This window comes from Cryobacterium sp. Hh7 (assembly GCF_004403155.1).
In the GTDB taxonomy this organism is placed as follows: Bacteria; Actinomycetota; Actinomycetes; order Actinomycetales; family Microbacteriaceae; genus Cryobacterium; species Cryobacterium levicorallinum.
In genome coordinates, this window is record NZ_SOHG01000065.1 from 1 (window position 1) to 22,509 (window position 22,509).

Below are 22,509 nucleotides of genomic sequence, written 5' to 3' on the forward strand. Positions count from 1 at the left end.
CCGCTCAGCCGATCTCACAACGCCCCACCCCGGAGCAAAAAAACACTCTAGAGACTCGCCGGGCCGGCTGAACCCATGTTATTCAGCAGCCTCCTAGGCCGCCGAGAGCGCAAAAAGTGCCCGATTGGAGGTTCCAATCGGGCACTTTTTGCGCTCTCGCGGGGAGGAACTAGTGGTTCTGGGGGAAGCCGAGGTTGATTCCTCCGTGGCTCGGGTCGAGCCAACGGCTCGTTACCGCCTTCTCTCTCGTGAAGAAGTTGACGCCGGCGGGGCCGTAGGCCTTCGCGTCGCCGAACAGTGAGTTCTTCCAGCCGCCGAAGGAGTGGTACGCCACCGGAACCGGAATCGGCACGTTGATGCCGACCATGCCGACCTGCACCTCGTTCTGGAACCGACGAGCGGCCCCGCCGTCGTTGGTGAAGATCGCGGTGCCGTTGCCGTACTGGCTCGCGTTGATGAGGTCGAGGCCCTCCTGGTAGCTGGCGACGCGCACGATCGACAGGACCGGTCCGAAGATCTCGTCGAGGTACACGGCGGAGTCCACGCTGACCTTGTCGAACAGGGTCGGGCCGAGCCAGAAGCCGTCGGCGTCTCCATCAACCTCGATGTCGCGACCGTCGATGACGACGTCGGCACCGTCGGCCGTGGCGATGTCGATGTAGCCGGCGACCTTGTCGCGGTGCACCTTGGTGATCAGCGGGCCCATGTCGCAGCCGCGCGTGCCGTCACCGACAGTGAGGCCCTTGACGCGCTCGGCGATCTTCGCGATGAGCTCATCGGCGACGGGCTCGACGGCCACAATGACGCTGATGGCCATGCAGCGCTCACCGGCGGATCCGAACCCGGCGTTGACGCCGGCATCCGCTGCCAGGTCGAGGTCGGCATCCGGCAGCACGAGCATGTGGTTCTTGGCGCCACCGAGGGACTGCACGCGCTTGCCGTGCTTGGCCGCGGTCTCATAGATGTAGCGGGCGATCGGCGTGGAGCCGACGAACGAGATCGCCTGCACGTCGGGGTGCACGAGCAGTGCGTCGACGGCTTCCTTGTCGCCGTGCACCACGTTGAGCACACCGGCGGGCAGGCCGGCCTCGGTGAACAGCTCGGCCAGCCAGTTCGACGCCGACGGGTCCTTTTCGCTCGGCTTGAGCACGACGGTGTTGCCGGCCGCGATGGCGATCGGGAAGTACCAGAGCGGCACCATCGCCGGAAAGTTGAACGGGCTGATAATGCCGACCACGCCGAGCGGCTGGCGCAGCGTGTACACGTCGACGCCGGTCGAGACGTTCTCGGAGTACTCGCCCTTGGAGAGGTGCGGCATGCCGAGCGCGAATTCGACGACCTCGAGGCCGCGAATGATCTCACCGAGCGCATCGGAGGTGACCTTGCCGTGTTCGGCCGTGAGAATTTCGGCCAGGTCGCCCTTGCGTGCGTTGAGCAGCTCGCGGAAATTGAACATGATGGTCTGGCGGCGAGCCTGGCTCATGTCGCGCCAGGCCGGGTAGGCGGCCTGGGCGACCGCGACGGCAGCGTCGAGGTCGGCCGTGCTCGCGAGCAATACGTTCTTGGCGACTTTGCCGGTGGCCGGGTTGTAAACCGGCGCGGTGCGGGTGGAGGTGCCGGCGGCAGCTGCGCCGTCGATGTAGTGCTGAATGGTGGGGGTGTCGGTCATGGTGAAACGTCCTTCAGGGTTGAGTTCGGTTAGGAAAGCAGGTCGAGGCTGAGCACCTCGTCGTAGATGGCGAGCGCCTCGGCCACCTCAGCGTCGGTGACGACGCAGGGCGGCACGACGTGGATGCGGTTCTCCATCAGGAACGGCAGCAGGCCACGCCCGAGCAGCTCGGCTTTCACTCGGGCCATGACGGCGCCGCTCACCGGTTCGCGAGTTGCCGGGTCGGCGACGAGTTCGAGCGCCCAGAACACGCCGACCCCGCGCACCTCGCCGATAATCGGGTGCCTGGCCTGCAGGGCTTTCAGCCCAGGCTCGAGCACGTCGCTGCCGATGCGGGCCGCGTTCTCCACGATGCCCTCGGCCTCCATCGCATCGAGCGCACCGACGATCGACGCCATGGCGAGCGGATGCCCGCTGTAGGTGAGTCCGCCGGGAAAGACCGTCTCGTCGAAGGTTGCCGCGATGGCATCGGAGATGATCACGCCGCCGGTCGGTACATAGCCGGAGTTGACGCCCTTGGCGAAAGTGATCAGGTCGGGCACGACGTCATAGGCCTGAAAAGCGAACCAGTTGCCCGTGCGCCCGAAGCCGCACATGACCTCGTCGAGGATCAGCATGATGCCGTACTTGTCGCAGAGCGCGCGTACCCCGGGCAGGTAGCCGACCGGCGGCATCATGATTCCGGCGGTGCCGGGAATCGACTCGAGCAGAATAGCGGCAACCGAGGCCACGCCCTCACCCTGGATGACACGTTCGAGGTGGTGCAGCGCGCGGGCGCATTCCTCCTCTTCGCTGCTCGCCCAGAATTCGCTGCGGTAGAGGAACGGTCCGAAGAAGTGCACGTGGCCGCGCGCGTACTCGTTGGGAATGCGGCGCCAGTCGCCGGTGGCGACCACGGCCGCCCCGGTGTTGCCGTGATACGACTTATAGAGGGAGAGCACCTTGTCGCGACCCGTGTGCAGGCGGGCCATGCGCATGGCGTTTTCATTCGCATCCGCTCCCCCATTGGTGAAGAAGACCTTGTTGAACCCGGCGGGGGCGCGATCGGTGATGCGCTGGGCTGCTTCGCCGCGGGCCAGGTTCGCCGTCGACGGCGCAATGGTGGTCAGCAGAGCGGCCTGCTCGGTGATGGCTTTTACGACAGACGGATGCTGGTGGCCGATATTGACGTTGACCAACTGACTCGAAAAGTCAAGATAGCTGCGACCATCGTGGTCCCAGACGCGACAGCCGAGCCCGCCGGCGATGACGAGCGGCTTCAGCGCCGCCTGCGCCGACCAGGAATGGAACACGTGGGCGCGATCGAGTTCGCTGGTGCGCGCATTGAGACTCGGCGCCGAGTCGATGGATACGGGGGAAACGGTGGGTGTGCTGGTATCAGTCACGGATATCGCTGGCTTTCTCTGTGGTGGTGGTTGTCGTAACGGTAAATTTCTGGGGGCCGGGCGACTCGCGCCGCCCGGCCGTTGTGCAGTAATTCGGGCAGTGTTAGTTGCCGCCCTCGTTGAGGGTGACCTCGGTGGGCGTCCAATCGGTGCCCATCACGTCGACGCCCTCGGCTTTCAGCTCGTCGAGTGCTTTCGTCACGTACTCGTTCGAGTACGCCGTGGCGGGCGGCTCGGCCGTGATGATGGTGGCGCCGGTCTCGTTCTTGGTATTCAGGGCGATGTCGACGGTGTTGGCCCAGGCCGCGTCGTCGATCATTCCCACGCCAGCGGTCGATGGGAAGATCAGTTTGCTGACCTCGTTGGTCATCCACAGCTGGTGGCTCTCACCGAGGGTCGATCCGGCGGCCGTGACGATACCGGCGGCCTCTGCCGGGTTGTTGGCGGCGTAGATCCAGCCCTTGATCGATGCCTTGATGAATTTCACCGTGTTGTCGGCGTAGTCCGCGTCGCTCTCAAGCTTGTCGGCGTTGGCCCAGATGGAGTCCTGGAGCATCGCGGTGCCCTCGTCGTTCCAGTCGATGACGTTGAGTTCGTCGGGCTGAAAGAGCTCGCCGGTGTCGGGGTTGACGGTTTCCAGAACCTGGGCGTACTCGTTGTAGGTCATGGCCTGGGCCGCGTCGATGTCGCCGGCCAGGAACCCGGTCATGTCGAAGGCCTGCTGAATGAGGTTGATGTCGCCGAGCTCGACGTCGCTCTTCTGCATGCCGGCGAAGAGTTCCCACTCGTTGCCGTAGCCCCAGCTGCCGACGTTCTTGCCCTTGAGGTCGGCCGCCGTGGTGATGTTCTTGTCCTTGAAGGAGATCTGGGTGGTGGCACTGCGCTCAAAGATTTGAGCCACATCGGTGATGTTGGCGCCCTGCTCGATCGAACCGAGCACCTTGGGCACCCAGGAGATGGCGTAGTCGGCGTCGCCGGCGGCGAGCACGTCTTGCGGAACGATGTCGGCGCCACCCTCGTCGATGGTCACGTCGAGGCCTTCCTCCTCGTAATAGCCCTGGTCGAGGGCGGCGTAGTAGCCGGCGAACTGGGCCTGCGCGAACCACTGCAATTGGAGGGTGATCGGGGTGAGGTCTCCACTCTCGTCACTCGAACTGGGCGTGGTGGGGCCGCTGCATCCGCTGAGCACCAGGGCACCGACTGCCGCGAGTGAACCGAGTGTGCCAAGCCATTTGATGCGATGTTTCATGACTGCCTCCTAGATTGCTGGTGCTGTGGTTGGATCTGGGGTGATCGATTAGCTACCGGATCGACGGGTCACGAGCTTCTCCACGGCGAGAGCTGCGCAATAAAAGAGGAGTCCGAGAATGATCGAGCCGAGCACATAGGCCCAGGCCAGCCCATAGTTGCTGCTCGACGCGGCCGAGGTGATCGACTTGCCGAGGCCGCCGACCGGTCCGCCGAAGTATTCGGCGATGAGGGCGCTGATGACGGCGAGCGACGAGGCAATGCGCAGTCCGGTGAAGACGAAGGGCAGCGCGGTCGGCAGGGTGACCACCCGCGTCGCCTGCCAGCTCGATGCCGCATAGGCGCGCATCAGGTCGCGGTGCACCGGTCGCACCTGACGCAGCCCCTTGAGGGTGTTGAAGTAGACCGGCACGAACACGGCGAGCGCCGCGACGAGCTGCCTTGCGGTCTCGGCCCCGGCGCCGAACATCGTGTACAGCACCGGGGCGAGCGCCACGATGGGTACCACCGAGAGTGCGGCGACGACCGGCGCTGCCATCTCGTCGAACACGCGCGTGAGCGCTGAGATGATGGCCAGGAGGATGCCGAGGACGGCCCCGATCAGCAGCCCGATCAGGGAATTGCGGCCGGTGATGAGCATGCCGTCTGCCACGTTCGCCAGGTTTGCGGCGAATTCGGCGCCGATGGCGAACGGCGCGGGCAGAATGAACGCCTTAATGGCCAGCCCGGTGACGAGGCCCTGCCACAGCAGGATCACGGCCACCCCGAACACGATCGGGGCGAGCACGGTCTGAAGCACGGTGTTGTGGGCACGGCGCGGCTGGGTCGTTCTCATCGGGTCTCGACTCTGCGGGCACCGGTCGGGGCAGGCTCGTCGCCGTGCAGCAGCTCGCGTACCTCGCTGAGCGAGTGAAAGAAGCCCTCGTCTTCGCGCAGGTCTTCGCCCCGGCCAGCCATGTCGCCGAGCCCGACACGGACAATCGAGCGGATGCGTCCGGGCCGCGGCGACATGACCACCACCCGATTGGACAGGAACACCGCCTCGGGAATGGAGTGCGTGACAAACACGACGGCCGCTTTCGTCTCGGCGCAGATGCGCACGAGTTCGTTCTGCATGCGCTCGCGGGTCATTTCGTCGAGGGCGCCGAACGGTTCGTCCATGAGCAGCAGACTCGGGCTTTCGGCGAGCGAGCGGGCGATCGCGACGCGCTGCTGCATACCGCCGGAGAGCTGGTCGGGATAGTGACTCGCGAAGTCGGACAGCCCGACCAGGGCGATCAGTTCGGCCGCACGCTGACGCCGGGCCGTCCGGCCCACTCCATGCAACTCGAGCGGCAGCTCGATATTACCGGCCACGGTGCGCCAGGGCAGTAGGCCGGCCTGCTGAAAGGCAATACCGTAGTCCTGGTCGACGCGGGCCTGCCGGGCCGGCTTGCCGAACACCTCGATGCTGCCGCTCGTGGGCACGTCGAGGTCGGCGACGAGCCTCAGCAACGTGCTCTTGCCGCATCCGCTCGGCCCGATCAGGGATACGAATTCGCCGGGCGCGACCGTGAGGCTCACGTCGTCGAGGGCGGTGACGCCCGGGCCCTTGCGTGCGGCGAAGATGCGGCTGACGCCACGTATGTCAACAGCCGGCACATTAATAGCAGGCGTAGTCATGTCGGTCATTCCGCTGTTGGTCATACCGCTGTTGGTCATACCGCTGTTGGTCATACCGTGGCCTCTCCCCTGCGAAAACGACGAAGGAACAGGCCGATCAGACCCACAAAACCTGCGGCGACCAGGCCGACCAGGATCGATCCGAAGATGGGTGCCCAGGGCTTTCCTGGGTCGTTGCCGGCCGCACCGGCGTATTCCACGATGAGTCGGCCGATACCGCCGCGCAGCCCGATCGACACCTCCGCGACGACACTGCCGATGACCGCGCTGACCGCGGCCAGGCGCAGGGCCGGCAGCAGATAGCCGACGCTGGCCGGCAGGCGCAGTCGCCAGAGGGTCTTCCACCAGCCCGCCGCGTAGCAGTGCATGAGGTCGACGTGATTGGCGTCGGGCGAGCCGAGGCCGCGCAGGGCGCCGATCGACACCGGAAAGAACGCGAGGTAGGAGGCGATCAGGGCCACCGACATCCAGCTCTCCCAGGTGAACTCGCCGAACTGGATCTGCGCGCCCCAGCGCCGAACCAGCGGGGCGATCGCGATCAGTGGCACGGTCTGGCTCAAAATGATCCACGGCAAAATCGCCGACTCGGCCAGCCGAAACCGCTGCATGAGTAGCGCGAGCGCCAGGCCGACGGCCACGCCGACCAGCCAGCCAACGGCCGCGATACCGAGGGTGAACAGCGACCCCTGCAGCACCGCCTGCCACAGCGGCAGAGCGGATGCCGCGCCGGTCACCGGATCGAGGACTCGCTCGAACATCACCCAGAGGTGGGGCATGGCGAGATCGCTCGTGCGCGGCAGGACCGTGACGCCGCCGAGGATCACGCCGTCGGCCGGGCCGAAGGTCTTGTAGAGCTCCCAGATCAGGGCGAGCAGCGCGAGTCCGGCCAGGCCGAACAGGCTCCCGCGCAGGCGCGGGTGCACAACCGCCCGGCGGCGGGGTACGCGCAGTTTAGGCACTCCAAGCGCGCCGCGTGTGAGCGGGGCGGTCTGCTCGCTGGTGGCCGGCATCCGCTTGGCTATTTTGTGGCCATGATGGAATCGGTCATAGCCGGAATCACGGTTTCGCCGTAGACGCGCATCGTTTCTTCCTTGTTGTCGTGCTGCAGATAGCTGGCGAACTGGTCGACGCCGAGGTCTTTGAGTGCCTCGAGCTTCTCGATGTGGTCTTTCGCGGTGCCGAGCAGGCAGAATCGGTCGACGATCTCGTCGGGCACGAACGCGGCGTGCTCGTTGCCCGCCTTGCCGTGCTGGTTGTAGTCGTAGCCCTCACGGTTTTTGATGTAGTCGGTGAGGGCCGCAGGAACGTTGGAATCGGTGCCGTACTTGGCCACGATGTCGGCCACGTGGTTACCGACCATTCCGCCGAACCAGCGGCACTGGTTGCGCATGTGTTCCCAGTCCGAACCGACATAGGCGGGGGCGGCGACGCAGAACTTGATCGCCATCGGGTCGCGCCCGGCGTTGGAGGCTGCGGTGCGCACGCTCTCGATCATCCACTGGGCGACGTCGAGGTCGGCCATCTGCAGAATGAAGCCGTCGCCGACCTCGCCGGCGAGTTTGAGCGCGAGCGGACCGTAGGCGGCGACCCAGACCTCCAGGCTCGATCCGCGGCTCCACGGAAACTGCACCGTGGCGCCGTTGTATTCGACCGGGCGGGAGTTGGCAAGCTCCCGAATGACATGGATCGACTCACGCAGGGTCTTCAGCGTGGTCGGCGCGCCGTTGGTGGTGCGCACGGCCGAGTCGCCGCGCCCGATGCCGCAGATGGTGCGGTTGCCGTACATCTCGTTGAGAGTTGCATAAGTGGATGCCGTGACCGTCCAGTCACGAGTCGCCGGGTTGGTGACCATGGGGCCGACGATGATCTTGCTGGTCTCGGCCAGGATACGGCTGTAGATCACATAGGGTTCCTGCCAGAGCAGATGCGAGTCGAAGGTCCAGACGTGGCTGTACCCGTGTGCCTCGGCTAGTTTGGCCAGTTGCACGGTGCGTGCCGACGGCGGGTTGGTCTGTAGTACTGCTCCGAAATCCATATCTTCCCCCTTAAATCAGATACTGGCTCAGGCCGCGCTTGATGTAGCGGCCGTCACCCTTGGTGCCGAGGTAGGCGAAGCCGTCGACGACGACCTTGCCGCGGGAGATGACGGTGTCGACGTGGCCGTCGATCTCGTAGCCCTCCCAGGCGGAGTAGTCCATGTTCATGTGGTGAGTCTTATCGACACCAATCGAGGTGTGCCCGTTCGGGTCGTAGATGACCACATCGCCGTCAGCGCCGGGCTGAATCACGCCCTTCTGGCCGTACATGCCGAACATGCGCGCCGGGGTGGTGGAGCAGACCTCGACCCAGCGTTCGAGTGAGATTTTGCCGTCGACCACGCCCTGGTAGATCAGGTCCATGCGGTGTTCGACCGAGCCGATGCCGTTGGGAATTTTAGAGAAGTCGGTCAGGCCCATGTCCTTCTGACCCTTCATGCAGAACGGGCAGTGGTCGGTGGAGACCATCTGGATGTCGTTCGTGGCGAGGCTCTGCCACATGTGGTGCTGGTGGCCCTCGGCCTTGGCGCGCAGCGGCGTCGAGCACACCCATTTCGCGCCCTCAAACCCGGGAGCACCGAGATTGTCCTCGAGCGAGAGGTACAGGTATTGCGGGCAGGTTTCGCCGAAGACGTTCTGGCCGTTGTCCCTGGCCTGAGCGATCTGGTCTACGGCTTGCTTGGCAGACACGTGCACTATATAGAGAGGAGCGCCGGTGAGGTTGGCGAGCATGATCGCCCGGTGCGTGGCTTCTTCTTCGGCCTGCCAGGGTCGGGTGAGGCCGTGGTACAGCGGGCTGGTGTTGCCGGCGGCGACGGCCTGCTGGACGAGCAGGTCGATGACGCTGCCGTTCTCGGCGTGCATCATGATCATGCTGCCGTTGGTGGCCGCGCGCTGCATGGCCTTGACGATCTGACCGTCGTCGCTGAGAAACACACCCTTGTAGGCCATGAACAGTTTGAAGCTCGAGACGCCCTCGTCGACGAGTTCGTCCATCGCGGTGAGGGAGCTATCCTGCACGTCACTGAGGATCTGATGAAAGCCGTAGTCGATGGCGCACTGTCCGGCAGCCTTCTGTTGCCAGGCGGCGTAGCGCTCGAGCACGTCCTCGCCGGCGTACTGCACGACGAAGTCGACGATGCTCGTGGTTCCGCCCCAGGCGGCGGCGCGGGTTCCGGTTTCGAAGGTGTCGCTGGCCTGGGTGCCGCCGAACGGCATCTCCATGTGGGTGTGGGCGTCGATGCCGCCGGGAATGACGTACTTGCCGCCGGCGTCGATGACGCGGTCGACATTGCCCGCCACATCGAAGCCGAGCAGGTTCGAGCCGGGCGCGAGCACGGCAGCGATTTTCTCCCCGTCGATCAGCACATCGGCGAGTCCTCGGCCCGTGGCATTGACCACGGTGCCGTTCTTGATCAAAGTCTTCATGGCATCCTCTTCGCTCAAAAGTGTCAGGGATAGCGGATTCTGCCGACCGGGTCGGTCGACAGCATCCGCAGTGCTGATTTAACTGCGCCGTGCGCTTTAAGGGGCGACGAGGGGCTCGTAGGAGTCGGGGCGACGATCGCGGTAGAACTGCCAGTCGCGGCGCACCTCGCGAATGACGCCGAGGTCGAGGTCACGCACGACAATCTCCTCGGTGTCGGTCGAGGCCCGCTCGCCCACGTAGTTGCCCTTGGGATCAACGAAGTACGAGCTGCCGTAAAACGTCACGGCCTCGTCGCCAAACTCGGCCTCTTCGTTGCCGATGCGGTTGTTCGCGCCGACGTAGTACTGGTTGGCGACCGCGGCGGCCGGCTGCTCGAGCTCCCACAGCCGGTTGGACAGCCCGGGCTTGGTCGCCGAGGGATTGAACACGATCTCGGCGCCGTTCAGGCCGAGCGCGCGCCAGCCCTCCGGGAAGTGGCGGTCGTAGCAGATGTAGACGCCGATCTTGCCGTACCTGGTGTCGAACACCGGGTAGTCGGTGTTGCCGGGGCGAAAGTAGAACTTTTCCCAGAACTGGGGCAGGTGCGGAATGTGGTGCTTGCGGTACTTGCCGAGATAGGTGCCGTCGGCATCGATGACCGCGGCGGTGTTGTAGAGCACGCCGGGCTGTTCTTCTTCGTACATCGGAACGACGATGACCATGTTGTACTCGCTCGCAAGCTTTTGAAACCGCTCGACGATGGGGCCGGGAACGGGCTGAGCGTAGTCGTAGTACTTGGCGTCCTGCACGATGCCGAAGTAGGGGCCGTGAAACAGTTCCTGAAAGCAGATCACCTGAACGCCCTGGGCGGCCGCGGTGCGCACGAATCCCTCGTGCTTCTGAATCATGGATTCTTCATCACCGGTCCAGGTGGCCTGAGTGATCGCCGTTCGAACGATGTTTCTGGTGTCGGAGGTGGTGCCGTTACTCATGCTGTGCCTTCCACTTGCTTCGTTAGTCAATGACCGTAACGAACCGCGCTGTTCGTATTGTTATTATTTGACGTAAACATTTCAAATGTGTTTCTCTGTGTATCGCACGCATTAATCATCCTGTCGGCCAACGCACCCAGGGGCAAGGGCAATGCAGAACTTTATCGACGAAATTGAGCAGCGCACCCCCGCGGGGATCGCCGCAGCCATCGGGCGACTGATCGCCTCCGGTCGCCTCGCACCGGGCGACCGCCTGCCCACCGTGCGACTGCTGGCCGGCGAGCTCGGCGTGAGCCCCGCGACCGTCAGCCACGCTTGGCAGGCGCTCTCCGCGGTCGGCCTGATCGTGTCGCGTGGTCGCGGCGGCACCTTCGTTCAGGATGCCGCGCCCAGGTGGTTGCCGGCCCGCAGCCAGTCCATGATCGGCGCGGTCGGTCCGGCCCGCCTCGACCTCTCCCGCGGCACGCCAGACCCGCGGTTGTTGCCGGCGCTGGGGCCGGCGCTCTCCCGGGTAGCGCAGCGCGCGGAAACGCCGAGCTATCAGGATCTGCCCATTATTCCGGAGCTGCTCGAGGTACTGCGGACTTCGTGGCCGTACCCGGTGGAGACGATCACCATCGTCGACGGTGCCCTCGACGCCATCTCGCGCAGCCTCGATGCGGTCGCTCGCTTCGGCGACCGGGTGATCGTGGAGAACCCATCGTTCCCGCCGTTCTTCGACCTGCTCGACCAGCTCGGGCTGGAGCGGCTGCCGGTGGCCGTCGACGAGCACGGCATCATTCCGGCCGACTTCGCCGAAGCCCTCAAGCTCGGGCCCGCCGTCGTGCTACTGCAGCCGCGCGCGCACAATCCCACCGGCGCGTCGATGACCGTGCAGCGGGCCGAGGAACTCGCCCACCTGCTGCGCACAACGGCGGCCAGCGCCGACACCATCGTGATCGAAGACGACCACTCCGCCGAGATCAGCATCGCCCCCGATGTGAGTCTCGGCGTCTGGCTACCCGAACGAACCCTGCACGTGCGCAGCTTTTCGAAGTCGCACGGCCCCGACCTCCGCATGGCCGCCCTCGGCGGTCCGGCCGCATTGATCGACCCGATCGTGTCCCGCAGGATGCTCGGCCCGGGGTGGACCAGCCGCATGCTGCAGACAATTTTGCACGACCTGCTCACCAACGGCGAGAGCATGGCGCAGATCAGCGAGGCCCGGCGCATCTACTTCGCCCGGCAGCGTGCCCTCGCCGATGCCCTGGGCGAGTTCGGCCTCGACGTGGTGCAGGCCGACGGCATCAACACCTGGCTGCCGGTGCAAAACGAACGGGACGCCATGGTGCGCCTGGCCGCCTCCGGCATTCGGGTGGCCGGCGGCTCGCCGTTTCTCGCAACCCCGTACCTTTCCAGCACCGGCGGTCCCGCGTTCATTCGCGTGACCGCCGGTGCTCTGCCCGACGATATTCGGCCGGTGGCCGAGGCCCTGGCCGCGGCGGCGCATCCGCTTGATTCGGCCGTGCACGAGGTCGGGGCGCGCTGGGCGTAGCGGGCTTCGGCCAGCGCGCGGATCAGCCCAGCTGGCGCAGCCGGGGGGCCAGGTCGCGCTCGAACAGGTCGAGGAAGCGCTTCTGGTCATGGCCGGGGGCATGGAAGACCAGGTGGTTGAGGCCCGCGTCGAGGTAGGGCTTGATCAGGGCGACGGCCTCATCGGGGTCGGACGCCACGATCCAGCGCTTGGCGACCTGTTCGATCGGCAGGGCGTCGGCAGCGGCTTCCATCTCCATCGGGTCTTGGATGGAGTGCTTCTGCTCGGGAGTGAGGGACAGTGGCGCCCAGAACCTGGTGTTCTCGAGCGCGGTGTCCCGGTCGGTGTCGTAGGAGATCTTGATCTCGATCATGCGATCGATGTCGTCCTGCGGGCGCCCGACCTTCTCGAGGCCCTCAGCCACGGCGGGCAGGAGCTTCTCGGTGTAGAGCTCCATTCCCTTGCCCGAGGTGCAGATGAAGCCGTCACCCGCCCGGCCGGCGTAACGGGCCACGACGGGGCCGCCGGCCGCGATGTAGACCGGCACCGGGGCATCCGGAACGTCGTACAGGGTCGCACCGACCGTGTTGTAGTACTCACCCTCGAAGTCGGTTCGTTCGCCGGTCCAGAGCTGGCGCATGAGGTCGACGGCCTCGCGCAGGCGGGCGAAGCGCTCCTTGAACTCGGGCCACTCACCCTGGTAACCGGTGGCGATCTCATTGAGGGCTTCGCCGGTTCCGACGCCGAGCATGATGCGCCCGGGGTACAGGCAGCCCATGGTGGCGAAGGCCTGGGCGATCACGGCCGGGTTGTAGCGAAAGGTCGGGGTCATCACCGACGTGCCGATCTGCACCCGCTGGGTGCGCTCGCCGACCGCGGCCATCCAGGCCATCGCGTACGGCGCGTGCCCGCCCTCGTGCCGCCAGGGCTGAAAGTGGTCGCTCACGGTCACGCTGTCGAGCCCGTGTTCCTCGGCCATGACACCGAGTTCGACCAATTCTCGCGGTGCGAACTGCTCCGCCGACGCCTTCAGTCCCAGCTTCAACATGCGCTCTCCCTCGTCGAGTTACTCAGCCTGTTCAGACTATGCCCTGTTTTTTCTGCGCCCCTGATACGGTGTTCACGACCACCGATTAGATTTTATTGGTTGAGCTTGCCTCGATTTGGGCAGCAGGTCGCTGGACAGTCCAGTTTCCCGCGCCCAAATTTTGTGAGGTCCCGCATGCTCCGTCGTTCCCGTTTTCTGTTCATCGGCGTCGGCATCAACGCCGCCCTGCTGCTCAGCGGATGCGCCGCCACGACAACGCCCGCCGCCACTTTGGCCTCGCCCCCCGCTTCGTCAACAGCTGCCCGCGCGGGCTACCCCATCACGGCTGACAACTGCGGCACCAGCGTCACCGTCGCAGCCGCCCCCGAACGGATCGTGTCGATCAAGTCCTCGGCCACCGAACTGCTGCTCGCCCTTGGACTCGGCGACCGCATCGTCGGCTCAGCCTTTCTCGACGGCCCCCTACCTGAGTCACTCGCGGCAGCCGGCGCCAACCTCACCGTGATCAGCGACTTTCTGCCCGGACAGGAGGCGGTGCTTGGCCTGAACCCCGACTTCATCTACGGCGGGTGGGAATCCAACTTCAGCGCCGACGGCGTGGGCGAGCGCCCCGCCCTCGAGGCTCTCGGCGTGGGCACCTACGTCTCGCCGGCCGCCTGCAAGGGCGACTCCATGCCGAACCCGCTCACCTTTGACACGGTTTTCGCCGAAATCGACGAGGCCGGTGCCATCTTCGGCGCAACGGATGCCGCAGCCAAGCTGGTCAGCGGCCTGCAGTCCGACCTCGCCGCCCTCAAGCCGACCGCGACCGACACGACGGCTCTGTGGTACTCGAGCGGTACCACGACCCCCTATGTCGGTGCCGGTATCGGCTCACCCGAGATGATCATGGACGCCGCCGGGCTCACCAACATCTTCGCCGACGTGAGCGACACCTGGACCTCGGCGGGCTGGGAGTCGATCATCGAGGCCAACCCGAGCGTCATCGTGCTCGTCGACGCCACTTGGAACACCGCCGCGTCGAAGATCGCCCACCTGGAGTCCGACCCGGCCACGCAGGTGCTCGACGCCGTCAAGAACCAGCGCTACATCATCCTGCCGTTCGCCGCGACCGAGGCCGGCATCCGCAACGTCGAAGCGACGGCGTCCACGATCTCGCAGCTAGCCGCGCTCGACGAGTGACCCGCAGTAAGTACCTCGGGTGGCTGGTCGCGGCAGCCGCTCTGCTCGTGCTGGGGTGCGCGGTCGCCGTGACCATCGGGCCGGCAGCGGTGAGCCTCGCCCAGGTGGCGGGCAGCATCGGCGCGCACCTCGGCCTGCCCGTCGAGCCGGTACCTCTACTCATCGACTCGATCGTCTGGCAGCTGCGGCTCCCCCGGGTGCTCACGGCCGCGCTGGTCGGCGCCGGCCTCGCCCTCAGCGGCGCGGTGATGCAGAGCGTGACCCGCAACCCCCTCGCCGACCCGTACCTGCTCGGGTTGTCGAGCGGGGCATCCGTTGGTGCGGTGTGCGTGGTCATTCTCGGCATCGGATTTGCCCTGCCGGCCGCAGCGTTTGCCGGGGCATTGCTGGCCCTAATGGCGACGCTCAGCATCGCCAAGGTCGGGGGAACGATCACCCCGGTGCGGGCCGTGCTCGCCGGCCTGGCCATCGCCCAGCTCGCCGGTGCCCTCACCTCGTTCATCATCTTCTGGGCGGCCAAGGGCGACTCCTACCGCGAGATCCTCAACTGGCTGCTCGGCTCGGTGGCCGGTGCCACCTGGCAGAGCGTAATGATCGCGGCGACAGCCGTTTTGGTCGTGGGCACCGGCATTATCCTGTCGGCGACCCGGCTCGACGCGTTCGCCTTCGGTGACACGTCGGCGGCCAGCCTCGGCATCAACGTCAATCGCACCCGCTGGGCGCTGCTCGGTTCAGTCGCTCTGCTCACCGGGGCCATGGTGGCCGTGAGCGGGTCCATCGGGTTCGTCGGGCTCATTCTGCCGCACCTGGTGCGCGGCATCAGCGGCCCGGGCCACCGCCGCCTGCTCCCGCTCGTCGCGGTCTGCGGGGCGCTGTTCCTGGTGATCGCCGATACCCTCGCGCGCACCGTGTTCGATCCGCGCGAGCTGCCGGTGGGCATCATCACCGCGTTCATCGGCGTGCCGGTGTTCATTGTGCTGATCAAGAGAAAGAAGTCGAAGCTGTGGGCGTAGAACTCGATCGGTTGTCGTTCAGCATCGACGGCACCAGCATTTTGCGGGACGTTTCGGCGTCACTGCCCACCGGCAGCGTCACCGGCCTGCTCGGGCCGAACGGCGCCGGCAAGTCCACCCTGCTTCGCCTGATCGCGGGTATCGACACAGCGGATGCCGGCACCGCCTCCCTCGACGACGTCGCCATCGGCTCCCTTCCGCGGCGCGAGGCGGCCCGGCGGATCGCGCTGCTCGAGCAGAACGCCGCCCCGAGTGTGGAATTGACCGTGCTCGAGGTTGTGCTGCTGGGGCGCATTCCACACCGCACCAAACTCATGGGCTCGTTCAGCGGCGCGGAGGATCGCACGGTCGCTCTGGACGCCCTCGAACTGGTCGGCGCGGGAACTCTGGCCGATCGGTCGTGGCACACTCTGAGCGGTGGGCAGCAGCAGCGCGTGCAGATCGCCCGGGCCATGGCGCAGCAACCGAGCCTGCTTCTGCTCGACGAACCGACCAACCACCTCGACGTGAGTGCCCAGCTCTCGTTGCTCGGGCAGGTGCGCGAGCTGGGCGTGACGGCGATCATGGCCCTGCACGATCTCAACCTCGCCGCGGCCTACTGCGACCACATCCTGCTGCTCGATGGCGGCCTGCTGGCAGCCTCCGGCACGCCCGCTGCGGTGCTCACCCCCGAGATCATCGGCGCCGTCTACGGCGTGGACTGCTACATTCTCGAGCATCCGCGCGGCGGTCATCCGGTCATCGTCTATGCGGCTGCTTCGGTGTCGGCATGAGCGGCGGCGGCATGAGCGGCGGCGGCATGACGAGCCTGAAGCGCGTGACCGTTCTGGCCGGCGGTGTCGGCGGTGCCCGCTTCACCCGCGGCATGTTGGCGCAGCTCGCGGTCACAGCTCCCGACGCCACCGTGACGGTCATCGTGAACACCGGCGACGACATGTGGCTCGACGGGCTGCGCATCTGCCCCGACCTTGACACGGTCATGTACACGCTCGGTGACGGCATCAACGAGGAGCAGGGCTGGGGCCGCCCCGACGAGACCCGGAGGACCTCCGCCGAGATCGCGGCCTACGGTCGCGGCTGGTCCTGGTTCACCCTCGGCGATCTCGATCTGGCCACCCACATCGTGCGCACCGATCTGCTGCGCAGCGGTTCTACGCTCTCTGAGGCGACGGAATTTCTCTGCCGCCGCTGGCAGCCCGGGGTGCGGCTGCTGCCGATGAGTGATCAGCCCGTGGAAACCCACGTATGCCTCGCCGAGAATATAGATGAGCACTCCGTGGGCGACTATATCCACTTCGAAGAATGGTGGGTTCGCTATCGGGCACAGGTGCCGATCACCGGGTTCGAGCAGCGGGGACTCGCTGACGCGGTCGCCGCGCCAGGGGTGCTCGAAGCCATCACCGAGGCCGACCTCGTCGTGCTGCCGCCGTCGAATCCGGTCGTGTCGGTCGGCACGATCCTGGCCGTTCCGGGCATACGTGCTGCGCTGCGGTCGACCGCGGCCCGCGTGGTCGGCGTCTCTCCGATTGTCGGCGGCGCGGCGGTGCGCGGAATGGCCGACGCCTGCCTCCGCACGATCGGGGTCGAGACCAGTGCACTCGCGGTCGGGCTGCACTACGGTGCCCGCAGCCGGGGTGGCATCCTCGACGGCTGGCTCATCGACGAAACGGATGCCGTGGCCCTGCCCGCTCTCGCGGCCGCCGGCATCCGCTCGGCCGCTGTGCCACTGTGGATGACCGACCTGCCCGCCACGACCGCGATGGCGGCCGCCGCCCTGGCGCTGTGGCCCGGAGCCAGGAGCTAGACCAGTTCGCTCGTGTGCGGCCCGAGCCCCAGTGCCCGGGCGGTGTCGAGGTCGGCTGCGGTGTCGACGTCGCGTCGCAGCGACGAGCTCGGCGGCAAGTCCAGCACGACGTGCCCGTCGCCCTCGTGCGCGGCGCGGGAGCCGAGACCGAACCGCGGAGTGAACTTGTAGCCGGCCCGCGCGAGCAGCGTCGTTGTTCCCACGCCCTCCGCATCGGCCACCATCGAGAGCGGGTGCGTGGCCGCGAGCGCGAACGCCGTTTCTACATCGGCCACGTGCAGGGCCGGCAGGTCTCCGGTCACAACGGCCAGATTCGCGTCGGGGCACGCGAACCGGGCCGCCTCGGCACCCTGCTCGATCGCGGCGTTCAATCGGTCCTGCCCCGCGTCCGGGCCCGGCGCCTCGGGCACGATGACCGCGCCGAGTGCGGCCAGCGCCACGCCGAGCCGTGCACTCGCGGTCACCACGAACACGCGCTCCACAGCGGATGCCGCCACCAGCGCCGCTACCGTGTCCAACGCGAACGCATTGGCGAGCGCCGCCCGCCCGGCTCCGGCCCCGGCCCCGAGGCGGCTCTTCGCCCCGGCGGTTCCCTTCACCGGGACGACCACCACCCACCGAGTCTGATCCACGGTAAACACGCTATCAGCGCTCCGCCGGCAAACCCGCGCAACCCGGCAAGCGGTAGCCTCAGGGGTCGAGTAGCCAACATCCGTACGTTCGAATGAACGGCCCAGGAGGTCCCATGTCACAGTCACTCACCGCACAGGCTCGCGCGCTTCCCATGGCGATCGTCACCTATCTGGAGCGCAGCGCGAGCGCCAAGCCCGCCTCCGCTCGAGCGACCTTTGTCGAAAACGCTGTCGTCGTCGACGACGGCAAGACGTACACCGGCGAGCGGGCCATCACGGCCTGGCTGGCCGGCAGCGCCGCCGAGTTCGAATACACGACCACCCTGCTGCGCACCGAGAAGGACGAGGCGGCAACGACCGTCATCAACCGCATCGAGGGCAACTTTCCCGGCCGCAGCGTCGACCTCAGCTACCGCTTCGAGCTCGCCGCCGAGACCGGCCTGATCCAGAACCTCACGATCTCGATCTAGCTTTTCTCGGCTGCTGCAGCCAACCCGGCGGCGAACCCCTCGCGATACCCTTCGGCGCGGGCCTCGGCGGTACCGAGCCTAAACATGTCGGTGTCGCTCGGGCGCTGTAACGCCCGGGCGCCGACGGCATCGAGGTCGCCGACCAGTCGTCCGAGTCCGCGCAGCACGGCGACCGGGTTGCCGCTGGTCTTGCCCTTGACCAGATCGGCGGCTCCGGCGATCTCGTCGGCGACCGCCGCGACGGTGACGTCGAGGCGGCGACCCGAGACATCCGTTGTGCCGCGCAGGTCGTCGAGTACCACAAGCCCCGCCGCACCGATGGCGATGTCGGTCTGGCCCTCGCGCCACGGGCGCCCGGCAGTATCGGTGATCAGCACGCCGAGCCGCAGGCCGGTGCGCTCGCGAAGGGCTGTGCAGAGCGCGCGAGCGGAGGCATCCGGATCCACCGGCAGCAGCAGCACGACGCCCGCGGGCGCGTTGCTGGTGTCGACGCCGGCCGCCGCCATCACGAGTCCCTGCCGGTTCTCGACGATGCGGGTGACTCCACCCGGGTAGGCGCGTGAGGCCACGATCCGCACGGTCTCGTCGGTGATGGCCTGTTCGCGGTCGGCCGCTGGCACAGCCCGCCCCTCGGCCTTCGAAACGATCTTGCTGGTCACCGCCACAATATCGCCGTCAATCAGGCGGGACCGTGCGGCCTCCGCGATTAGGGCGGCGAGGTCGTCACCGGCCGTGATCTCACCGAACCCACCGAGGGTGAACACCTTCAGGCCGAACAGTTCCATTGCCCCCACTTCCGCCGCGGCCGCGTCGGGCCGGGCGTCGTGCGGCATCAGCGCACCAGCTTCGGCAGAACGGATGCGCCGAAGACGTCGATCCACTGCTTCTGGTTGCGGCCGACGTTGTGCAGGTAGATGCGATCGAAGCCGAGGTCGACGAATTTCTGGATGTATTTGCGGTGCTCGTCGGGGTCGGCCGAGATGACCATGCGGCCCTCGAAGTCCTCCGGACGCACCATTTTGGCCAACTGCTCGAACTCGAACGGCGATCGAATATCGCTCTTCGGAAACTTCATGCCGCCGTTCGGCCACTCGTGCAGGGCATTGGTCATGGCCTCTTCGTCGGTTTCGGCCCAGCTCATGTGCAGTTGCAGCACCTTGGGCATCGTCGACGGGTCTTTGCCTGCCTCGCGGGCGCCGCCGTCGAATTTTGCGAACAGCATCGCGATCTTCTCCAGCGGGGCGCCGACCGTGATCAGGCCGTCCGCCAGCCGACCGGCGCGTTTGGCCGTGACCGGGCCGGCCGTGGCTACCAGAATTTCGGGGGCAACGTCCGGCATGGTCCACAGCCGGGTGGATTCAAGCTTGAAGAATTGCCCGGAGTGCTTGACGTCCTTGTCGGCCAGGGACCCGGCGAACAGCTTGGAGATGATCTCGATGGCCTCGAACATGCGGTTGATGCGCTCCGGGGCTTCGGGCCAGTAGCCGCCCACAATGTGCTCGTTCAGCGCTTCACCGCTGCCGAGTCCCAGCCAATGCCGACCCGGGTGCATCGAGGCCAGCGTCGCGGAAGCCTGCGCGACCATGGCCGGGTGCCAGCGAAAGGTGGGCGCCGTCACGCCGGGACCGAAGTCGCCCGTGGTGCGCTCGGCGATCGAGGCGAGCACGCTCCAGACGAAGCTCGACTGACCCTGCGCTGGAACCCAGGGCTGAAAGTGGTCAGCCGCCATCACGCCGGTGAAACCGTGCTGCTCCGCGTAGGCCGACAGTGCGACCGCCTCGGCCGGTGCAAACTGCTCCAACATGGCCGCGTAGCCAATCCGCAACTCCGTCAAAATACCCTTTCCGCCCATAACCGTGTATCTGTGTCCATTCAATCGCAACACGGTCGGGGCTGCGTTCGATACCGCGGAAGGCGGCATCCGCTTGGCCGGGCGGCACGCTGGCCCTTATAGGCTGGAGCCATGCGCATCGCCACCTGGAACGTCAATTCCGTTCGTGCCCGCTCCGGACGAATCGTCGACTGGATGGAACGCGAAGACATCGACGTTCTCGCCATGCAGGAGATCAAGTGCAAGCCCGAGCAGTTTCCCTCGCAGGTGTTCGAGGACGCCGGCTACGACCTCGCCATTCACGGTCTGAGCCAGTGGAATGGCGTGGCGTTTGCCAGCCGCGAGCCAATGACGGATGTCGTCACCAGTTTTCCGAATATGCCCGGCTTCCTGAAGGGTGCGGTCGGTCCAGACCAGCCGCTCGAGGCGCGCGCGCTCGGCGTGACCGTGAACGACCTGCGCCTGTGGAGCCTGTACGTGCCGAACGGGCGTGCGCTCGGCGACCCGCACTACGACTACAAGCTGGCCTGGCTGAAGGCCCTCGAGGCCCACGCGGTCGCGGAGCTCGAGGCCCACCCCACGCTCGCGCTGGCCATGATGGGCGACTGGAACGTCGCGCCCCGCGACGAAGACGCCGGTGACCCGACGCTGGTTCCCGGTCTCTCCACGCACATTTCGCCGCCGGAACGCGCGGCGTTCGAGGCCTTCCAGGCAGCCGGCCTGACCGACGTCGTGCGCCCGATCGTGCCGGAGGGCTTCACCTATTGGGACTACAAGCAGCTGCGGTTTCCGCGCAACGAGGGCATGCGCATCGACTTCATCCTCGGCTCGCCCGCCTTCGCCGATCTGGTAACGGATGCCAGCATCCACCGCAATGAACGCAAGGGCGACGCCCCGAGCGACCACGTTCCGGTGCTCGTCGACCTCGATCTGGGCGGCGACGATGACGACCGCCCGATGATCTTCTAACAGAAAGATGCGTTAACGACAGCTGCCCCCGGCTTTTCGGCCGGGGGCAGCTGTCGTTGCAGTAAAACGTACAGTGCGAGGTGCCGGTGGTTAGACCGAGACCTTCTTGGGAGCCTGGTACTTCGGGTGTGCCTGTTCTGCGGCCAGTTCGAATTCGGCATCGATCTCGGCGTTCGGCTTGTACGTGGCGAGGGAGACCACGACGGCCACGATCATGCTGGCCGCGAAGCCGGGCACGATCTCGTACAGGGTGTCGCCGAGGGCGGAGTTGCCCCAGATGAACACAACCACGGCACCGGTGACCATGGAGGCCAGGGTGCCCCAGGTGGAGAGCTTCTTCCAGTACAGCGAGAGGATGACCACAGGGCCGAAGGCGGCACCGAAGCCGGCCCAGGCGAAACCGACCAGGTCGAGAATGGTCGAGTTCTGCTGCAGCGCTATCAGTGCGGCGATGACGGCCACGACGAGCACACCGATACGGCCGAGCATGACCAGCTGCTTGGGCGCGGCATCCTTGCCCACAATCTTGTAGAGGTCTTCAACGAGCGCCGACGACGAGACGATGAGCTGCGAGGAGATGGTGCTCATGATCGCGGCAAGCACGGCGGCGAGCACGAGGCCCGCGATGAAGGGGTGGAACAGGGTCTGCGAGAGAATGAGGAACACAGTCTCCGGGTTTGCGAGATCCAGGTCGGGGTTCTGCTGGAAGTACGCGATACCGATCAGGGCGGTCGCAATAGCACCGAGGGCGGTGAGGATCATCCAGCCGATGCCGATGCGGCGACCAGCCTTGGCGTCTTGCGGGGTGCGCATGGCCATGAAACGCACGATGATGTGCGGCTGGCCGACGTAACCGAGGCCCCAGGCGGCAGCCGAGATGACACCGAGCACGGATCCGCCGGCAGTGATGGACAGCAGGTCGGGGTTGACTTCGCGGATGGAGTCGAGGGTTGCGACGACTCCGCCGGTGGCGTTCAGCGCTACGAGGGGAACAGCGATCAGCGCGGCGAGCATGAGGAGGCCCTGGGCAACGTCGGTGAGGGTAGCACCGAGAAAGCCGCCGAACAGGGTGTACAGCAGGGTGACGCCGCCGACGATCAGCATGCCGGTGACGAACGTGGAGCCGAAGGACTCCTCGAAGAACACTCCTCCGGCAACCATGCCGGAGGAGACGTAGAACGTGAAGAACACCAGGATGATCACACCGGAGACCACGCGCAGCAGGCGCGACGTGTCTTTCAGTCGGTTCTCGAAGAAGCTCGGGATGGTGATCGAGTTCTTCGATACGAAGGTGTAAGAGCGCAGCCGCGGTGCCACGAACTTCCAGTTCAGCCAGGCACCGATGGTGAGGCCGATGGCGATCCAGGCCTCAACGAGGCCGGACACGTAGATGGCTCCGGGGAGACCGAGCAACAGCCAGCCGGACATATCCGAAGCACCCGCGCTCAGGGCCGCTGTGCCCGGCTTGAGTCCTCGGCCGGCGAGCATGTAGTCGTCAAGGTCTTTGGTCTGACGAAAGGCAAAGTAGCCGATGGCAACCATGCCTGCGAGATATAAAACGATTGCAATGAGTTGAAATGTTTGATCCGTCAATGGGATTCCTTTGTTGGGATGCCCGACGTACTGGACGTGATTACTCGAGGTGCG

General features: G+C 66.1%; 21 protein-coding genes. 7 read left to right on the forward strand and 14 right to left on the reverse strand.

The features are described from left to right. Positions 1-169: 169 nt before the first annotated feature. The 9 genes from E3T43_RS17575 to E3T43_RS17615 form a co-directional block, all read right to left on the reverse strand. On the reverse strand, positions 170-1,669 hold the full coding sequence (locus E3T43_RS17575) for a CoA-acylating methylmalonate-semialdehyde dehydrogenase (RefSeq protein ID WP_092447908.1): 1,500 nt from the start codon (positions 1,667-1,669) through the stop codon (positions 170-172). A 29-nt stretch (positions 1,670-1,698) separates the two neighbouring features. Next, complete coding sequence (locus E3T43_RS17580) at positions 1,699-3,054, reverse strand: aspartate aminotransferase family protein (protein ID WP_370450003.1); 1,356 nt, start codon at positions 3,052-3,054, stop codon at positions 1,699-1,701. Between the two features lie 103 nt (positions 3,055-3,157). Continuing rightward, positions 3,158-4,303 carry an ABC transporter substrate-binding protein gene (locus tag E3T43_RS17585; protein WP_134473369.1) on the reverse strand — a complete coding sequence of 382 codons (1,146 nt, stop codon included), beginning with the start codon at positions 4,301-4,303 and terminating at the stop codon, positions 3,158-3,160. 48 nt (positions 4,304-4,351) lie between these two features. After that, positions 4,352-5,137, reverse strand: coding sequence for an ABC transporter permease (locus E3T43_RS17590; RefSeq protein ID WP_134473370.1), 786 nt, complete (start codon positions 5,135-5,137; stop codon positions 4,352-4,354). Further along, a complete protein-coding gene (locus E3T43_RS17595) occupies positions 5,134-5,964 on the reverse strand; it encodes an ABC transporter ATP-binding protein (RefSeq protein WP_198414396.1) in 831 nt (276 codons plus the stop codon). Before E3T43_RS17595 ends, E3T43_RS17590 begins: the two co-directional genes overlap by 4 nt. Positions 5,965-6,014: 50 nt before the next feature. After that, complete coding sequence (locus E3T43_RS17600; protein ID WP_134473371.1) at positions 6,015-6,974, reverse strand: ABC transporter permease; 960 nt, start codon at positions 6,972-6,974, stop codon at positions 6,015-6,017. 8 nt (positions 6,975-6,982) lie between these two features. Further along, positions 6,983-7,999 (reverse strand): TIGR03842 family LLM class F420-dependent oxidoreductase, encoded by a 1,017-nt coding sequence (locus tag E3T43_RS17605; RefSeq protein WP_134473372.1) that lies wholly within the window; start codon positions 7,997-7,999, stop codon positions 6,983-6,985. A gap of 10 nt (positions 8,000-8,009) precedes the next feature. After that, a complete protein-coding gene (gene hydA / locus E3T43_RS17610) occupies positions 8,010-9,428 on the reverse strand; it encodes a dihydropyrimidinase (protein WP_134473373.1) in 1,419 nt (472 codons plus the stop codon). Positions 9,429-9,524: 96 nt separating this feature from the next. Next, positions 9,525-10,400 (reverse strand): nitrilase-related carbon-nitrogen hydrolase, encoded by an 876-nt coding sequence (locus tag E3T43_RS17615; protein ID WP_134473374.1) that lies wholly within the window; start codon positions 10,398-10,400, stop codon positions 9,525-9,527. Positions 10,401-10,551: 151 nt separating this feature from the next. Here E3T43_RS17615 and E3T43_RS17620 point away from each other — a divergent pair, with 151 nt between their 5' ends. Next, the gene (locus E3T43_RS17620; RefSeq protein ID WP_134473375.1) at positions 10,552-11,934 is read left to right on the forward strand and encodes a PLP-dependent aminotransferase family protein; all 1,383 of its coding nucleotides are present in this window, start codon (positions 10,552-10,554) and stop codon (positions 11,932-11,934) included. Between the two features lie 22 nt (positions 11,935-11,956). Here the strand turns inward: E3T43_RS17620 and fgd are convergent, their stop codons facing one another. Then, positions 11,957-12,961 carry a glucose-6-phosphate dehydrogenase (coenzyme-F420) gene (gene fgd / locus E3T43_RS17625; RefSeq protein ID WP_134473376.1) on the reverse strand — a complete coding sequence of 335 codons (1,005 nt, stop codon included), beginning with the start codon at positions 12,959-12,961 and terminating at the stop codon, positions 11,957-11,959. A 174-nt stretch (positions 12,962-13,135) separates the two neighbouring features. On the opposite strand from fgd, the gene E3T43_RS17630 reads away from it, so the two are divergent. From E3T43_RS17630 to cofD, 4 genes are read left to right on the forward strand one after another with little or no spacing between them, the layout of a single operon-like run. Next, positions 13,136-14,143 carry a putative F420-0 ABC transporter substrate-binding protein gene (locus tag E3T43_RS17630; protein ID WP_134473377.1) on the forward strand — a complete coding sequence of 336 codons (1,008 nt, stop codon included), beginning with the start codon at positions 13,136-13,138 and terminating at the stop codon, positions 14,141-14,143. Further along, positions 14,140-15,156, forward strand: coding sequence for a putative F420-0 ABC transporter permease subunit (locus E3T43_RS17635; protein ID WP_134473378.1), 1,017 nt, complete (start codon positions 14,140-14,142; stop codon positions 15,154-15,156). The genes E3T43_RS17630 and E3T43_RS17635 overlap by 4 nt, the downstream gene beginning before the upstream one ends. After that, positions 15,147-15,929 (forward strand): ABC transporter ATP-binding protein, encoded by a 783-nt coding sequence (locus E3T43_RS17640; RefSeq protein ID WP_134473379.1) that lies wholly within the window; start codon positions 15,147-15,149, stop codon positions 15,927-15,929. The genes E3T43_RS17635 and E3T43_RS17640 overlap by 10 nt, the downstream gene beginning before the upstream one ends. After that, positions 15,926-16,960 (forward strand): 2-phospho-L-lactate transferase, encoded by a 1,035-nt coding sequence (gene cofD, locus E3T43_RS17645; protein WP_241979069.1) that lies wholly within the window; start codon positions 15,926-15,928, stop codon positions 16,958-16,960. Before E3T43_RS17640 ends, cofD begins: the two co-directional genes overlap by 4 nt. On the opposite strand, the gene cofC is transcribed toward cofD, so the two are convergent. Beyond that, positions 16,957-17,592: a 2-phospho-L-lactate guanylyltransferase gene (gene cofC / locus E3T43_RS17650; RefSeq protein ID WP_174844362.1), complete on the reverse strand. Its 636-nt coding sequence runs from the start codon at positions 17,590-17,592 to the stop codon at positions 16,957-16,959. The two genes, cofD and cofC, sit on opposite strands and share 4 nt — an antisense overlap. 113 nt (positions 17,593-17,705) lie before the next feature. Here cofC and E3T43_RS17655 point away from each other — a divergent pair, with 113 nt between their 5' ends. Beyond that, entirely contained in the window at positions 17,706-18,062 is a 357-nt protein-coding gene (locus E3T43_RS17655) for a DUF5110 domain-containing protein (RefSeq protein WP_134473381.1), read from the forward strand. Here the strand turns inward: E3T43_RS17655 and cofE are convergent. Further along, on the reverse strand, positions 18,059-18,847 hold the full coding sequence (gene cofE / locus E3T43_RS17660) for a coenzyme F420-0:L-glutamate ligase (protein ID WP_134473392.1): 789 nt from the start codon (positions 18,845-18,847) through the stop codon (positions 18,059-18,061). The genes E3T43_RS17655 and cofE overlap by 4 nt on opposite strands. 47 nt (positions 18,848-18,894) lie before the next feature. Beyond that, on the reverse strand, positions 18,895-19,914 hold the full coding sequence (locus E3T43_RS17665) for a TIGR03557 family F420-dependent LLM class oxidoreductase (protein WP_092447920.1): 1,020 nt from the start codon (positions 19,912-19,914) through the stop codon (positions 18,895-18,897). Between the two features lie 111 nt (positions 19,915-20,025). Between E3T43_RS17665 and E3T43_RS17670 the strand changes: the two genes are divergently transcribed. After that, a complete protein-coding gene (locus E3T43_RS17670) occupies positions 20,026-20,862 on the forward strand; it encodes an exodeoxyribonuclease III (RefSeq protein WP_092447921.1) in 837 nt (278 codons plus the stop codon). A 90-nt stretch (positions 20,863-20,952) separates the two neighbouring features. On the opposite strand, the gene putP is transcribed toward E3T43_RS17670, so the two are convergent. Further along, complete coding sequence (gene putP, locus E3T43_RS17675) at positions 20,953-22,455, reverse strand: sodium/proline symporter PutP (protein WP_134473382.1); 1,503 nt, start codon at positions 22,453-22,455, stop codon at positions 20,953-20,955. Positions 22,456-22,509 lie beyond the last annotated feature (54 nt).